Genomic DNA, 15,811 nt, shown 5'->3' on the forward strand with positions numbered 1-15,811 from the left:
AATCATGGTTAAAAAAATCGTTTTAGGTTTAATGGTTGTCTGTTGTAGTTTGTTGCACCATCACGCGCATGCGGTGGTGATTTTACAGTATCATCATGTTTCTAACAGTACGCCCGCGAGTACCAGTGTGACTCCAGAACAGTTTGCTGAACAGATGCAATATTTAGCAGAAAACAACTTTACGGTGATGCCGTTAACGGATGCCGTTGATGCCATCAAGAATAACACGTCAATTGCCAATAACAGTATTGTGATCACCTTCGATGATGGTTATCAAAGTATTATTCAAAATGCTGCGCCCATTTTAGCATCGCATAACTTCCCTTTTACTGTATTTGTCTCGCCGGCCCCAATTATTGCAGGCTATGATGGGATGATGAGTTGGCAAGACATCAAAGCGCTAGCCGAACAAGGTGCAACGATTGCTAACCACAGTTGGGGGCATGAACATTTAATCCGCCGTTTACCCAAAGAAACCGCCTCACAGTGGCATGATCGAGTTGAAAATAATATTTTATCAACCGAGGCTGAGTTGCTAAAGCACACGGGACAAAGCGTGAAGTTTCTTGCTTATCCGTATGGTGAGTATACTGCCGCGCTTGAGGCCATTTTAGTTAAACATGGCTTTGTGGGCTTTGGACAGCAATCTGGTGCAGCAGGTGAGTATTCATCCATTACCGCGTTACCTCGTTTTCCGGTGGCGAATGCCTACGCCGATTTATCGAGCTTAACCGTTAAGTTTTCAAGCTTGCCTATGCCGGTAGTAAAGCAAAATATTAGCGAACCGGTATTGAAGTCCGGTCAATTTAGACCCAAGTTGGTGATTACCTTAGATACTAGAGATTTATATCCACACCAGTTGATGTGTTTTATCCAAGGGCAAGGGGCTAAAAAGCCGATTTGGTTAAGTGAGGATACCTTTAGTATTCAGGCTCCTGCTGATATGGCGCCAGGTCGTTCACGCTATAATTGCACTGTACCGAGTAAAACCCGTACGGGTTATTATTGGTTTTCGCAAATGTGGATTAGGCCAAAAGATGACGGTAAGTGGCCACAAGAATAAACGCCATTGCGGTCAGGTAAATTTTCCTATTCTAGTGCCAGGCGCTAACAATTTTATTCACATCGCTTATCAGTTCACTGTTAATAATTTGCGGCAGTTGTCCTGGTGTCGGTTTGGTTTTAAACACGGCGGTTTTCTCGCCTCGTGGTGATACCAACACATACGATGCACTGTGGTCTACCTGATAGTCACTGTCTTCGCCTACCATGGCATATACAAAACCTAAGTCACGACTAAACGGAAATAATGCTTTGTGATCTGCACTGACGGCTTTAAATTCTTTATTGAAAAAGTTGATGTAATCGAGCCGTTTAATTTGCGTGTCTCGCTCAGGGTCGGCTGACACAAACACAACTTGAAAAGTCTCGGATATTTTTTGTAATTTAGGGTATGCCGCTGCGAGTTTGTTCAACGTCGTAGGGCATACATCAGGACAAGCAGTATAGCCAATAAAAAACAAACTCCATTTCCCTTGCAATGACTGGTTAGTAAATTGATTACCGTATTGATCGGCAAGGGTAAAAGGCGCTAATGCTCTGGGTTGATCAAATACATAGCTTGTGGCCAAATCAAGCGGCCGTGGTTGGATCATTTGATAAGTCATAACACCAGCAACTAGCAATACCAGCACTCCAACAGCAATAAGTTTTTTCAATGCAAAATCCTTTCTATGCAACCCAAAAATAATGATCGACCAACAGCACAATAAATAACACCATCAAATGGTAGATAGAAAAGGTAAATACCTTCATCGCTAAACCAGGATAGTCATGGTATTTAAGTTGCCAAGCTTTATAAATAAATCCGCAACTGAGCATTGTTGAACCGACTAAATATACGGGGCCACACATGCCAACTAATACTGGCAATAAGCAGGCAATGGTCAACAAAATGGTGTAAAGCAAAATACAAGTTTTAGTAAATTCTACTCCATGGGTGACGGGGAGCATAGGAATGTCGACTTTGGCGTACTCTTTACGGCGATGTATCGCTAAGGCCCAAAAGTGCGGTGGAGTCCAGGTAAAGATAATAATTACTAACAGTAATGCGTAGCCATGTAATTCGTTAGTGACGGCTGTCCAACCGAGTAGCGGTGGCATTGCACCTGCTAATCCGCCAATCACAATATTTTGCGAGGTCGCACGCTTAAGATAAGCGGTATAAACGAGGGCGTAACCAATAAGGCTAGCAAAGGTGAGCCAAGCGGTGAGTGGATTAACCAGGGTATACAATATCACAAAGCCAATTAGTCCTAACATTACGGCAAACACCGCGGCTTTGGTGGTTGATACTTTACCTTTTGGGAGTGGTCTATTGTAGGTCCGCGCCATTAAACCATCAATTTTCCGGTCGATTAAATGGTTAAAAGCTGCAGCTGCACCGGCCATCATTGCAATGCCAGCCATCCCTGCGACTAGTGGCTGTAACGGAACAATACCTGGCACGGCTAAGCACATGCCAACCAGAACGGTTAGCAACATTAGGGCAACCACTTTAGGTTTGGTCATTTCAAAATAGGCACGCCAAGACAGAGACAGTTTGTGTTGTGGCTGGCTTAGGGTAAGAGGTTTTGGCATGGTCAATCCTCGCTTATGCTTTACGCCACAGGGCGTAATTAATAAAAACCAAGTTAAGCAACAAAAATGCTGCTCCCGCGTTGTGAGAGACCGCAATACCTAAGGGTAAATTCATTACCACATTACTGATCCCAAGGCCGACTTGCACTATGACTAACAGCAGCAATAAGTAGCCGCTGTTACGCATGGTATTTGAGTGTGAATGGCGTAATTTCATTGTGAGCCAAATCAGCATAACGGCGGTGACGACCGCCCAAACTCTGTGAGTCACATGAATTGTCATACGCGTTGGGTAGTCTAATACCCCAAATTCAAAACTGGGGTGTTCGCCTTGAAACGGCGAAAATGCATCTGCAAAACGGAGGTTATCAACCCAGTTGCCTTCGCAAATCGGTAACGTGGTGCAGGCTAATGCGGCATAGTTTGATGATGTCCAACCGCCTAACACAATCTGAATAATCAATACCCCTAAACACACTAATGCCAAGGGCATTAATTTGCGTGCATGGCTATCGCCTCCGGGGATACGCAGTGGTTTAACGCGTAAATACAGCAGTAACAACAAGGCAAATAAACTAAAGCCGCCGATAAGGTGCGCCATCACCACGATTGGCATGAGCTTCATAGTGACAGTCCACATGCCAAGTGCAGCTTGAAAGATAATGAGTACGGCAATAAAGCTGGGTAATTTTTTAGGGGCTTGCGGCTGCTTAAGACATAAAATAAGAATAGCCAACACCATCAATCCTAATGTGCCAGCAATGTAGCGATGGATCATTTCAAGCCAGGCTTTTTCTGGCTCAATAGTCATATCAGGGAAATGCTGCTCGACTTTTGCAAGCTCATGACTTGCGCTGGGTACGGCTAAATGGCCATAGCATCCTGGCCAGTCAGGACAACCTAACCCCGCATCTGACAGGCGGGTATATGCACCCATTAAAATCACCGCAAGGGTGAACACTAAGGTGAACTTAATAAGCCTTTTTACTGCCATTAGCCAACCCTCGATAACTTAAGCATTTTGCGTAAATCGGCAATCATGGCTTTACCCTGGGTGATGTTGGCATCACGACCCGCCACATCGTCATATTGCATAATCAAGCTGCCTAATGGGTCAACAATAATGACTTGTTGCTGGGTCATTAATGCCGCGATGGCTTTATTGGCGGTTACTTGCTCAAAAGGTATTTGTAATGTGGTGAGTATGCTGGTGTCGCTATGGCTATCAACCAAAATAATTGGGCTGACTCTGTCACGGTTTTTACCTAGGGCGATGTAGCTTTGGTTAAGAAGGTATAATCTATCTTGGCATGATTGCTCACAGGTTTGTGGCAATAGATACAAGATCTGCCATGAATGTGGTTTTGGGTTGTCCATGGCTAAACTTTTATAGTTAATGTCGGCAGAAAGTAATGCCCCTTTATTGGTTGCACCGCCTTGGTACAACTCTAGGCTCAATACTAGTTTGGCCACCGCAATGGGTAACACAAACACCACCAATAATAAGATTAATGCTTTATTATTTTTTTTAGGTTGGGAGTTCATTGTATCTCCTCGTCTTTTTAATTGTTTTGTTGTAATTATGATTGATGTCTAAATTGCCTTAAGGCTATCCAGAACATCAGCCCTAAAAATACCGCGGCCATGGTGAACCACTGCAAGGCATAACCTTGATGTTTTTGCGCCGATAGCGGAATAGGCACCCAAGGCTGCGGCAGTGAGTGCTGAGGTACGTTATCTGGCTGTAATACCACTGCGGCAATGTCATGTTGTAATAATTGGGCTAACGCAGGCATGGTTAAGTTTTGAAACCGTATTGGCTTGTTTGGGTGTATTTCAGGATGAAGTTCATCACTTAATGGATTAACCTGTTTTTGATAAACCCGACCGGTGAATGCATATTGCCCAGCTTGAATGGGCGCTAAAGCGGGGAGTTCACGGCGGTCGTTACCTGCGCCCACAAAGCCTAATTCGACCAATATCCATGGTTGCTCAGCTGTGACTTCAAATACTTGATAGACAAGGTAACCTACCTGACCTTGATACACCTGATTATCGAGTAGTAATAATGGTTGCTTAACAGGGGTAGCGTGTAGCGACAAACGATACCCAGTCAGTAAGTTGGATTCCTCAAAGGCAGATGGCTCCGCCTTTGTAAGTGAAAGCAGTTGCGGATAGTTGAGCGCGGCTTGTTGCTCACGTAATGCTAAGGTGTGTTGCCATTGTTGCTTAAACTCAGCTCGCGACAGTTGCCACAGTCCTAACTTGACCAAAAGGGTAAACACGACCAAAGTAATCAATACCAATAACACGCGAGACACACTCACACCGCCAAAAGGATTGCCTGTGACAACACCATTGATTGTTAAGTTAGTTTTAGTCTCGTTGCTTGTATTCATAATATTTAACCTAGGCAGAGCTTTGTTTATTATGGTTAAAGGGCAGCATCAGCAGTCAATGAGTCAATTTTTAGGGCGTCGTGTTTTATTTTCTGTTGTGGTTATTGTGGTGTTGCTGGTGGCCTTAGGGTTGGGCTATATTCAGCCCAACACACGGCCTTATTAATCTGCAATTACAATACGTACACAAAAATGAATAAGCATAGCCACACCACATCGACAAAGTGCCAATACCAACTCCCCGCCTGAAAGGCAAAATGCTTGTCTGGAGAAAAATGGCCTTTGATGATCCTGAGTAACAAAATAATCAAAAACAGTGTCCCTATGGTGACGTGCATGCCATGAAAACCGGTCAGCAAGAAGAACGTATTCCCGTAAACGCCCGAGGTGAGCGTGAGGCCCATTTCTTGGTAAGCATGGCTGTATTCTTCCACTTGTAATGCAAGAAACACCGCGCCTAATATCACCGTTAAGCTGAGCCAAATAATTAATGGTTTACGCTTGGCTTTTTCTAAACTGACATGCGCAAAGTGTAAGGTGACTGAAGATGTCAGTAAGATAATGGTGTTAATGAGCGGTAAGCCTGTCCACGGCATGGCTTCGGTGGTGGTGCCATCTGGAGTTTTAACTAATGGCCATACAGCTTCAAATGCTGGCCATAATACTTCTTGGGTCATGGCGTTATTTGAGGCGCCACCCAACCAGGGCACTGAGATCATGCGCGCATAAAACAAGGCACCAAAAAAAGCACCAAAAAACATAATTTCAGAAAAAATAAACCAGCTCATTCCTTGTCTAAACGACCGGTCCATTTGCGGCGAGTATAGGCCTGCCATTGATTCGTCTATTACGGCTTTAAACCAGCCAAAAATCATAAAAATAATCACCGCGATACCGGCTAACAATATGTAGCCACCAGAGGTTTTTTCGGTGGCCAGTTGTTGAATATAATTACCCGCACCAAAGGCAATTAAAAATAAGCCAATGGCGCCAATAATAGGCCAACCACTTTGGGCTGGTACGTAATAGGTTTGATGCTTTGTTGTCATCTTGCTGCTCCTTGCTTTGCCGATACCGCTAGTTTGTCAGTGATATCGTAAAGGGTATAAGAGAGAGTCAATGTATTAATGGACGCAGGCAAATCTGGGTCCACATAAAAAATCAGTGGTAGTTCAGCGCTAGTGTCAGCAGCGAGAGGTTGTTGATTAAAACAGAAGCATTCTGTCTTATTAAAATATGCCGCACCTTGACCAGGCGAAACCGATGGGATCGCTTGGCCAATAATGTTTTTTGCCGACAGGTTTTTAACTAGGAATTTGGCGTGGGTAAGCGCTCCAGGATGAACAGTAATTTGGTTCACTTTAGGGGCAAACTCCCATGGCATCCCCGATTGCACCTGGGTGACAAATTCAATGGTGACAGTACGATTTTGGTCAACAACGACCGCGTCATAACTGCTGGCGGTATTTTGGGTTTTGCCGTTAATCCCCAAGGTATCGCACAACACGTCATAAAGCGGTACCAAGGCAAACCCAAACCCAAACATGCCTATAGAACCTAAAATAAGCATGGTGAGTAATTTACGGTTTGATTTTGGCGCTTGACTCATATCACTTAATCTCCGGTGGGGTTGTAAACGAGTGATAAGGCGCAGGGCTAGGGATTGACCACTCTAAGCCATCAGCGGCTTGCCATGGATTATCCCCAGCGGGCTTGCCGCCTTTAATACACTTAAGTACCACTGCCAGAAAAATCAATTGTGATAAACCAAAGGCAAAGCCACCAATGGAGACAATTTGGTTAACGTCAGCAAACTGAATCGCATAGTCAGGTATACGACGTGGCATACCCGCTAATCCTAAAAAGTGCATAGGGAAAAACAACACGTTGACCGAAATCACCGAACACCAAAAATGCCACCTGCCAAGGGTTTCGCTATACATATTGCCGGTCCATTTAGGCAGCCAGTAATACGCTGCGGCCATAATGGAGAAGATGGCACCCGTCACCAGCACATAATGGAAGTGAGCCACCACAAAATAGGTGTCGTGGTATTGGAAATCCGCTGGCGTAATGGCGAGCATCAGTCCTGAGAATCCACCAATGGTGAATAAAATAATAAAGGCGACAGCAAACAGCATTGGGGTTTCAAAGGTCATTGACCCTCGCCACATAGTGGCTACCCAGTTAAACACTTTTACGCCCGTCGGCACGGCAATGAGCATGGTGCAGTACATGAAAAACAGTTCGGCAAATACTGGCATACCCGTAGTAAACATATGGTGTGCCCAAACCAAAAACGACAAAATAGCGATACTAGCAGTTGCGTAAACCATTGATGAGTACCCAAATAATGGTTTTCGGCTAAAGGTGGGTACAATCGCCGAGATAATACCAAAAGACGGTAAAATCATGATGTAAACTTCTGGGTGACCAAAGAACCAGAAAATATGTTGGAACATCACTGGGTCGCCGCCACCTGCAGCATCAAAAAAGCTGGTGCCAAAAAACTTATCGGTAAGCACCATTGTCACTGCACCTGCAAGTACGGGCATAACGGCGATCAATAAAAACGCTGTGATTAACCAGGTCCACACAAATAGCGGTAACTTCATCCAGGTCATTCCGGGCGCGCGCATATTAACGATGGTTACTACTACGTTAATTGCACCCATAATTGAGCTTATTCCCATAATATGAATGGCAAATACAAACAGCGCCGTTGAATCAGGACTGTAAGTCGTTGATAACGGTGCGTAGAATGTCCAGCCGAAATTGGGTCCACCGCCTTCCATAAATAACGAACCCAGCAACATGGTGAACGCGAAAGGTAAAATCCAAAAACTCCAGTTATTCATGCGGGGTAAGGCCATATCTGGTGCGCCAATCATCATCGGAATGAGCCAGTTTGCCAGCCCGGTAAAGGCTGGCATTACTGCACCAAACACCATGACTAACCCATGTACTGTGGTCATTTGGTTAAAAAAGTTTGGTTCAACTAACTGTAAACCAGGTTGAAACAGTTCGGCGCGGATGACCATTGCCATTGCGCCACCGGTTAAAAACATGATGAAACTAAACCATAAATACAAAGAGCCAATGTCTTTATGATTGGTGGTGAGAACCCAGCGCATTAGCCCTTTTGGGGCACCGTGATGATGCTCATCATGCGCAGTGTCGATAGTATCGTGCGTTGTTGTGCTCATTGGTTTTCCCCTACTGTCCATGACTAGCGACATCGGCCGCTTGTACTGCATCGCCAGAATTATTGCCCCACGCATTACGCTCATAGGTAATCACTGCGGCCATTTGTTGTGGGCTGAGTTGCCCACTGAAAGCCTGCATTGCAGTGCCCGGTTTGCCATGCATAACCATCTCGATATGCCCGCTAACCGGCCCTGTGATTACCGGACTGCCAATGAGTGAGGGGAAAGCGCCAGGTATTCCTGCGCCAGTGGCTTGGTGGCAAGCTGCACATGTTGTGGCATAAACTTGTTCACCTTCTGCCATGAGCTGCTCCATGGTGAGTGTGGGTGATGCTTCTGGCGTGACGACTTTGTCAACGGCCTCGGTTACTTGATTAGCTGCATCGGTTACCGCGTTTGCAACAGTATCAGTGACAGCGGTTGCTGTATCAGTGACTTGCGCTGCTACAGTTGGCTGAGGCGTTTCGGCACCGTTATTTGCATAGTTGCTTATGTCTGCCGCCTGTACTGTATCACCAGTATTATTGCCCCACGCATTACGCTCATAAGTAATTACAGCAGCAATTTGTTGTAGGCTAAGCTGAGCACTGAATGCCTGCATTGCAGTGCCCGGTTTGCCATGCATAACCATCTCGATATGCCCGCTAACCGGCCCTGTGATTACCGGGCTGCCAATGAGTGAGGGGAAAGCGCCAGGTATTCCTGCGCCAGTGGCTTGGTGGCAAGCTGCACATGTTGCGGCATAAACTTGCTCACCTTCTGCCATGAGCTGATCCATGGTGAGTGTGGGTAAATCTTCTGGCGCCACAACTTTTGTAACGGCTTCGACAGCTTGGTTCGCCGTATCAGCTACCGTATCCGCGGCATGACTAACAACAGCCGTTGCTGTATCTGTAATTTGTGCTGCGGCTGTTGGCTGAGGCGTTGCAGCGCCATTACTTGTAAAATGGCCTACGTCTGCTGCTTGCACGGCATCGCCACTGTTATTGCCCCATGCATTACGTTCATAGGTGATAACAGCGGCAATTTCTTGAGCAGAGAGTTGTTTTGCAAAGGCTTGCATAGCTGTACCGGGCTTACCGTTAATCACAATATCAAGGTGACCTTGCACAGGGCCTTTAATCATTGGGCTGCCAATCAGCGATGGAAAAACACCTGGTAGACCTGCGCCATTAGGTTGATGGCATGCTGCACAGCGGGCTAGATAAACTTGTTCACCTTGTTTGCTTAAATCTTCAAGGGATAAGGTTTGTGACATGGATGCAGCCGCTGCAGCGGCTTCGGTTTCAGCCAGTTGTTTTTGTTCTACTAGCCAGTTATCAAAATCCGCTTCAGATAGCGCATTAACCACAATGGGCATAAAGCCATGATCTTTACCGCACAGTTCAGCGCATTGACCGCGGTAAATGCCGGGTTTGTCGATGCGAGTCCAGGCTTCGTTAATAAAACCGGGATTTGCGTCTTTTTTAACCGCAAAGGCGGGCACCCACCAAGAATGGATAACATCATCTGAGGTCATCAAAAAACGTACTTTGCGATTAATCGGCAATACCAGTGGTTTGTCTACTTCAAGGAGGTAATTATCACCTTTGGTTTGGTCGCCATCGATTTGTTCTCTGGGGGTTGAGAGCGTGCTGTAAAACTCGATGTCTTTATCGAAATAGCTGTAATGCCATTTCCATTGCGATCCTGTAATTTTAATGGTCAGATCCGCGTTACTGGGATCTTCCATTGCAATGAGGGTTTTGGTGGCAGGAATTGCCATCGCAATTAAAATGATAAACGGGATGACGGTCCAAGCGATTTCCACTTTGGTACTTTCGTGAAAGTTGGCCGCGACAGCACCTTTAGATTTACGGTGATAGATCATCGAGTAAATCATGATCCCAAACACCACTAACCCAATTGCACAACAGATATATAAAATCGTCATGTGGAGGTCGTAAACCCTACCACTGATATCTGTTACCCCTTGAGTCATGTTGAGGGGCATTTCTGCAGCCCCGAGTGGAAGTGCTAACAGCACCACCAACAAACAATACCACCTTTGCTTCACAAGACTTCTCCTCTGATAATTGCAAATAGCAATTACAAAGAAGAGTCACACAGTAAGTCTCTGCTCTATGCAAACTCTTCGATTCCCAAAAAAGTTTGATGACCTCAAAGTACTCTGGTGGTTGTAGGCTGCAAGCCTACGCATTTTTTGTTAGCTGAACACCACACTTGTACCTACGACTGAACTAATCAATTTATGTTGACGTGTTCCCATCGATGGCTGTTGTGCTGCCAATTCACGTCATATTAAGGATAGACAATGTTTCACCCTTGTTAACAACATTACTTGTAGATCAAACATTGATCAAGATCACTTTGTTCGCTAATCGTCTGAAAAAATGCAAAAAAAAAGCCCTGATTTGAATGCAGGGCTTGGTGTTTATGGGTTCGTCGTTAATGAAATGCTGAAAAATTACTTGTTGCGGTTGTTATAGATGGATTAACAATTTGGTGTTTTTCAGGTGAGTGAGCATTCACATCTTCAATCACCACACCTAAAGCTCGGGCACTTTTTGCAACGATTTCTAATCGGCGGCTGTCGCGAGCATCGAGTGAGCTAGTCCAGGTAATGACCGCACTAGAGGTGCCGCTGGTTAATGCTTTTTCCATGGCCCATAAAGTTTCAACTTCATCTTTAGTATGTACTAATAAGATGCGATCCATTCTTACACCTGCATTGGCAAGCATGTGCTTGTAACCAATGTGTGGTGGGCTAATTAATACAATCCAGCGTCCTTGTTGGCTTAAGCTTGCTAGTTGGCTACACAGTTGCCCTAGCTCAGACTCACCTTGAGTAACGGTTTGTAATGTTTGAATGGTTTGGTTGCCATATATATCAGCTTCTGTTAAATCAACCCATAAGCCTGGGTGGCGCGGGGCGGTGCCCATTAGTTTGTTCATAACCAATCTCCATTACGGATAACGCCAACGGCAAGCCCTTCAATGGTGAGGCTTTGGCAACTTAAGTCTACTTTAATCGGGTTATATGCTTCGTTTTCAGCATGTAGATACACCACATTGCCTTTTTTCTCGAAACGTTTAACCGTAACGTCGTCTTCAACGCGGGCCACAACAACTTGGCCATTACGTGCTTGTTGCATTTTATGAACGGCCAGTAAGTCGCCTTCTAAAATGCCAATGTCTTTCATACTGTCACCACGTACTCGCAATAAAAAATCTGCGGCGGGTTTAAACATGCTTGGGTCAACTTGATAATATTGCTCAACATGTTCTTGCGCTAAAATTGGTTCGCCTGCGGCAACTTGACCAATAAGCGGTAAACCAGATTCTTGCTCTTCTTCATGAGGTAAGCGGATACCTCTTGAAGTACCAGGCATGATCTCGATAAAGCCTTTTTTGGCTAATGCTTTTAAATGCTCTTCGGCAGCATTTGCACTTTTAAAGCCAAGACGTTTTGCAATTTCAGCACGAGTCGGTGGCATACCGGTTTCGGCAATATTGTTTTTAATTAAGTCTAAAATCTCTGCTTGGCGTGGCGTTAACGGTCTCATGATGATTCCTGTCTTTTTATACAGTGACTGTCATTATATACAGTGTTTTTGTTCGCGCAAGTATTAACCAACTGTTTTTTGATATTTGTTCTGCCTACATCCTCTATCAATCTGTTTTATATCGTTTTTATACGATATTTTTATTGAATTACTTTGTTTGGGGTTATTCACAAAGTAAAGATAAAACAGCCTGATAGTGTAACAAGGGTGGTTTCTGGTATCCTATGCAGCAAAATTACAGTGGCTTATGTTGCGAAAATAACCATGTCAAAACCAGATTCAATGTTTTTACGCGCGTTAAAATGGGTTCAAAAAAAGATGGTACATACGATAGTTGTACCGCATGAACCTTTTGATGACCTCAATTTAGATCCGACTAAGCCATTGGTTTATGTCATGAAAACAGAGTCAATCAGTGATGCCGCTGCCCTCAGCGAAATCACCGAAGGCTTTGGTATGCCGAGTCCTTATCAACCTTTAGAAATAGATGGTTTGAAGGTACCCCGCATCGTGTGCTTAGAAGGCCGTAAACCTCTTTTGGGGAAGCGTGAAAGTGGTGAAAAGTTTATTAATAGCTTTACCAGCTTACTGGCGCTTCATCGCCAACGTCCGGATTTAGATATCCAACTGGTGCCTGTCAGCCTATATTGGGGCCGCACGCCGGGTAAAGAAGACGACAGCATGAAAGCCGCGGTGTTTGAGCGTGAAAACCCAACATGGTTACGTAAATGGTTGATGATCCTGTTTCTTGGTCGTCATAATTTTGTGCAATTCTCTAACGCGGTTTCTTTGCGCCACATGGCCGACGAACACGGCTTTGATAAAAGTATTGCTCATAAGCTCATTCGCGTTGCACGGGTGCATTTTCGTCGGCAACGTAAAGTGATGACTGGCCCGCAATTGCCTAATAGGCAAGTATTTTTTGCCTCATTGCTTAAGTCTGATTCAATCAAAAAAGCGATTGAAGAAGAGGCAATTAATAAAAAAATATCTCCAGAAAAAGCCCGCGAAACGGCAATTGAATATTTAGATGAAATCGCCGCGGATTATTCTGACAGTTTAGTGCGCATTGCCGAGCGCTTTTTAACTTGGTTATGGAACAAGTTATACAGTGGTATCAACATTAAAGGCGCTGAGCAAATTCGTCAGCTTCACCATGATGGCCATGAAATTGTGTATGTGCCTTGTCATCGTAGCCACATGGACTACTTGTTGCTGTCGTACATTTTGTATTATCAGGGTATGGTTCCGCCGCATATTGCCGCGGGTATTAACCTTAACTTCTGGCCAGCAGGCCCTATGTTCCGTCGTGGCGGTGCATTCTTTATTCGCCGTAGTTTTAACGGTAACAAGCTTTATACCGCAGTATTTCGTGAATATTTGGACCAATTGTTTGCTAAAGGTTATTCGGTTGAATACTTCACCGAAGGTGGTCGTTCGCGTACAGGGCGTTTACTTGCGCCTAAAACCGGCATGTTGGCCATGACCATCAATAGCGTATTGCGCGGGATTGAGCGTCCGGTTACTTTAGTGCCTGTGTATTTAGGGTATGACCATGTTATGGAGGTTGCGACTTATCACAAAGAACTCAGCGGTAAGAAAAAGCAAAAAGAGTCTGTGTGGCAAGTGTTTGGGGCTATTCGTAAGTTAGGCAATTTTGGCCAAGGTTATGTGAACTTTGGTGAGCCGATTAATTTGCAAACCTTTTTAAACCAGCAAGCGCCTGATTGGCGCGACGAAGTGGCCAACGATCCTGAGCAAAAACCAACCTGGTTTACACCGTCTGTTAATTTGTTGGCTAACCGTGTGATGACGAATATTAACGGGGCTGCCGCTGCAAGCTCGGTCACGTTAACCAGCTTAGTGTTGCTTGCCTCTGAGCGTAATGCATTAGAGCGCAGTTTATTAGAGCGACAATTAGATTTGTATTTAGCGATGCTAAAAACCGTTCCTTATACCAACTATGCCTCAGTTGCTGAAGGAGATGGTAAATCGATTGTTGACCATTGTTTGTCTTTGAACAAATTTGTTAGCACTAAAGATGCCATTGGCGAAATTATTTCTGTTGACGAAAAAATTGCCATTACCATGAGTTACTATCGTAATAATATCATTCACTTAATGGCGGTTCCGTCTTTAATAGCCAGTTGTTTAGTGCAGTATGATATTTGCGACCGTGAAAAAATTCATGCCATTGTGTTGGACTTTTACCCATTGCTAAAAGCTGAGTTATTTATGGGTATTGACGATGTACCACAGCACGTTGACAATATTTTAGACTTTATGGTGGCCCAAGGCTTGCTCAGTGGCGATGCACATTTTGATGTCACGCCAAAGTACACTGCCCAACTATTACTATTAGCTGAAACCATCAGCGAAACCTTACAGCGTTATGCCATTATTTTTAACTTGTTGGCGATAAAGCCTGATCTAGAACGGTCAGATCTTGAAACAGATAGCCATTTATTAGCACAGCGCTTAGGTGCGCTACATGGTATTACGGCGCCAGAGTTTTATGACAAAAAACTGTATAACACCCTCAGTGTTAAGCTTAAAGAATTAGGCTATTTATGCAGTGTGGAGCATCGAGCTGAAGTGATTCGAATTCGCGACCATGCTAATCAATTATTGAGCTCATCTGTAAGACAAACCATTGTTGATAGTGTGCAAGCGGAGCATGGACAATAATGGCCAATCACATGAATGCAGCAAAGCACCGCCCTCAAGGTAAATCTTTATTGGGCGGCGCCATGATTATTGCCGGTACCACTGTGGGGGCGGGTATGTTTTCATTGCCTGTTGTGGGCTCTGGAATGTGGTTTGGCTATTCGATAGCCATGCTATTAGGTGTTTGGTTTTGCATGCTAATGTCGGGTTTACTACTGCTTGAAGCCAACTTGCATTTTGAGCCAGGCGCCAGTTTTGATACCTTAACCCGCGAAACATTAGGCCAATTTTGGCGAGTGATTAACGGCGTTTCCATTGCGTTTGTATTGTACATTTTAACCTACGCCTATATCAGTGGTGGCAGCTCCATTGTTAATCATAGCCTGTCGGCCATTGGGGTCACTTTACCTCAAAGTGTTGCCGGTTTGGTGTTTGCCATTGTGTTGGCCTTAATTGTATTAATTAGCACAAAAGCCGTTGATCGTATTACCACCATTATGCTCGGCGGCATGGTGATAACTTTCTTTTTGGCTATCGGTAATCTGTTGATTGAAATCGATACCACTAAGTTAATGTTGCCAGACGGCGAAAGCCGTTATTTGCCCTATTTATTTGCCGCGATCCCCTTTGGTTTAGCCAGTTTTGGTTACCATGGTAACGTGCCTAGCTTGGTGAAATACTATGGCAAAGATGCTAGTACCATCGTTAAAGCCATTGTTGTAGGGACTAGCATTGCACTGGTTATTTATGTGTGTTGGCTTATTGCCACCATGGGTAATATTCCACGTAGCCAATTTGCTGATGTGATTGCCAAGGGCGGCAACATTGGTGTGTTGGTTGAGGCGTTATCTGGCGTTATGGCCAGTCAGTGGCTCAATAGTATGTTGACGTTATTTGCTAACTTAGCGGTCGCGTCATCATTTTTAGGGGTAACCCTAGGGTTATTTGATTATCTTGCCGACTTATTTGGGTTTGATGATTCACGTGCCGGCCGAATGAAAACCGCTGCAGTAACCTTTATTCCGCCAACAATTTTTGGTTTGTTGTTTCCTAATGGTTTTATTATCGCCATTGGTTTTGCAGCATTAGCGGCAACCGTTTGGGCGGTGATTGTGCCAGCCCTGTTAGCGTATAAAGTGCGTCAGCTGTATCCAAACACAAATAGCTTTAAAGTTCCTGGTGGTACACCACTGATTGCTGTCGTCGTGCTGTTTGGCGTTATCACTGCGACTTGTCATTTATTGGCGATGGCCGATATTTTGCCAGTATTTAAATAACCTCGTTGACAGTAAATGATGTAAAAAGCCTTCAGTTTTTGAAGGCTTTTTGCTTT

15 protein-coding genes are annotated in these 15,811 nt (G+C 44.6%); 4 read left to right on the top strand and 11 right to left on the bottom strand.

Going from position 1 to position 15,811, the window contains the following annotated elements; genetic code table 11:
• Positions 1 to 4 precede the first annotated feature (4 nt).
• Positions 5 to 1,063: a polysaccharide deacetylase family protein gene (locus PQR79_RS17410; RefSeq protein WP_238104736.1), complete on the top strand. Its 1,059-nt coding sequence runs from the start codon at positions 5 to 7 to the stop codon at positions 1,061 to 1,063.
• A 31-nt stretch (positions 1,064 to 1,094) separates the two neighbouring features.
• Here the strand turns inward: PQR79_RS17410 and PQR79_RS17415 are convergent, their stop codons facing one another.
• The 5 genes from PQR79_RS17415 to PQR79_RS17435 all read right to left on the bottom strand — a co-directional run bounded on the left by PQR79_RS17415 (position 1,095) and on the right by PQR79_RS17435 (position 5,039).
• Complete coding sequence (locus tag PQR79_RS17415) at positions 1,095 to 1,655, bottom strand: SCO family protein (RefSeq protein ID WP_372943106.1); 561 nt, start codon at positions 1,653 to 1,655, stop codon at positions 1,095 to 1,097.
• A 76-nt stretch (positions 1,656 to 1,731) separates the two neighbouring features.
• Entirely contained in the window at positions 1,732 to 2,640 is a 909-nt protein-coding gene (cyoE, locus tag PQR79_RS17420; protein ID WP_238104866.1) for a heme o synthase, read from the bottom strand.
• Positions 2,641 to 2,653: 13 nt separating this feature from the next.
• A complete protein-coding gene (locus tag PQR79_RS17425; RefSeq protein WP_238104734.1) occupies positions 2,654 to 3,634 on the bottom strand; it encodes a COX15/CtaA family protein in 981 nt (326 codons plus the stop codon).
• Positions 3,634 to 4,185 carry a redox-active disulfide-containing membrane protein gene (locus PQR79_RS17430; protein WP_238104732.1) on the bottom strand — a complete coding sequence of 184 codons (552 nt, stop codon included), beginning with the start codon at positions 4,183 to 4,185 and terminating at the stop codon, positions 3,634 to 3,636. Before PQR79_RS17430 ends, PQR79_RS17425 begins: the two co-directional genes overlap by 1 nt.
• 35 nt (positions 4,186 to 4,220) lie before the next feature.
• Positions 4,221 to 5,039, bottom strand: a complete 819-nt coding sequence (locus PQR79_RS17435) for an SURF1 family protein (protein WP_238104730.1) — start codon at positions 5,037 to 5,039, stop codon at positions 4,221 to 4,223.
• Here PQR79_RS17435 and PQR79_RS17440 point away from each other — a divergent pair.
• Positions 4,987 to 5,205: a DUF2909 domain-containing protein gene (locus tag PQR79_RS17440; RefSeq protein WP_238104728.1), complete on the top strand. Its 219-nt coding sequence runs from the start codon at positions 4,987 to 4,989 to the stop codon at positions 5,203 to 5,205. The genes PQR79_RS17435 and PQR79_RS17440 overlap by 53 nt on opposite strands.
• A gap of 7 nt (positions 5,206 to 5,212) precedes the next feature.
• Here PQR79_RS17440 and PQR79_RS17445 read toward each other — a convergent pair whose 3' ends face one another.
• The 6 genes from PQR79_RS17445 to lexA all read right to left on the bottom strand — a co-directional run bounded on the left by PQR79_RS17445 (position 5,213) and on the right by lexA (position 11,811).
• The gene (locus PQR79_RS17445; protein WP_238104726.1) at positions 5,213 to 6,088 is read right to left on the bottom strand and encodes a cytochrome c oxidase subunit 3; all 876 of its coding nucleotides are present in this window, start codon (positions 6,086 to 6,088) and stop codon (positions 5,213 to 5,215) included.
• Positions 6,085 to 6,648, bottom strand: coding sequence for a cytochrome c oxidase assembly protein (locus tag PQR79_RS17450; protein ID WP_238104725.1), 564 nt, complete (start codon positions 6,646 to 6,648; stop codon positions 6,085 to 6,087). Before PQR79_RS17450 ends, PQR79_RS17445 begins: the two co-directional genes overlap by 4 nt.
• Position 6,649: 1 nt before the next feature.
• A complete protein-coding gene (gene ctaD, locus PQR79_RS17455) occupies positions 6,650 to 8,245 on the bottom strand; it encodes a cytochrome c oxidase subunit I (RefSeq protein WP_160052003.1) in 1,596 nt (531 codons plus the stop codon).
• Positions 8,246 to 8,255: 10 nt separating this feature from the next.
• Positions 8,256 to 10,301: a cytochrome c oxidase subunit II gene (gene coxB / locus PQR79_RS17460; protein ID WP_238104723.1), complete on the bottom strand. Its 2,046-nt coding sequence runs from the start codon at positions 10,299 to 10,301 to the stop codon at positions 8,256 to 8,258.
• A 392-nt stretch (positions 10,302 to 10,693) separates the two neighbouring features.
• Positions 10,694 to 11,200 carry a cell division inhibitor SulA gene (locus PQR79_RS17465; RefSeq protein ID WP_238104721.1) on the bottom strand — a complete coding sequence of 169 codons (507 nt, stop codon included), beginning with the start codon at positions 11,198 to 11,200 and terminating at the stop codon, positions 10,694 to 10,696.
• Complete coding sequence (gene lexA / locus PQR79_RS17470) at positions 11,197 to 11,811, bottom strand: transcriptional repressor LexA (RefSeq protein ID WP_188917653.1); 615 nt, start codon at positions 11,809 to 11,811, stop codon at positions 11,197 to 11,199. The genes PQR79_RS17465 and lexA overlap by 4 nt, the downstream gene beginning before the upstream one ends.
• A 264-nt stretch (positions 11,812 to 12,075) precedes the next feature.
• Here lexA and plsB point away from each other — a divergent pair, with 264 nt between their 5' ends.
• Positions 12,076 to 14,499: a glycerol-3-phosphate 1-O-acyltransferase PlsB gene (gene plsB, locus PQR79_RS17475; protein WP_238104718.1), complete on the top strand. Its 2,424-nt coding sequence runs from the start codon at positions 12,076 to 12,078 to the stop codon at positions 14,497 to 14,499.
• Positions 14,499 to 15,755 carry a tryptophan permease gene (gene mtr, locus PQR79_RS17480; protein ID WP_238104716.1) on the top strand — a complete coding sequence of 419 codons (1,257 nt, stop codon included), beginning with the start codon at positions 14,499 to 14,501 and terminating at the stop codon, positions 15,753 to 15,755. Before plsB ends, mtr begins: the two co-directional genes overlap by 1 nt.
• Positions 15,756 to 15,811 lie beyond the last annotated feature (56 nt).

Source organism: Shewanella metallivivens, from assembly GCF_028750675.1.
Taxonomy (GTDB): domain Bacteria; phylum Pseudomonadota; class Gammaproteobacteria; order Enterobacterales; family Shewanellaceae; genus Shewanella; species Shewanella metallivivens.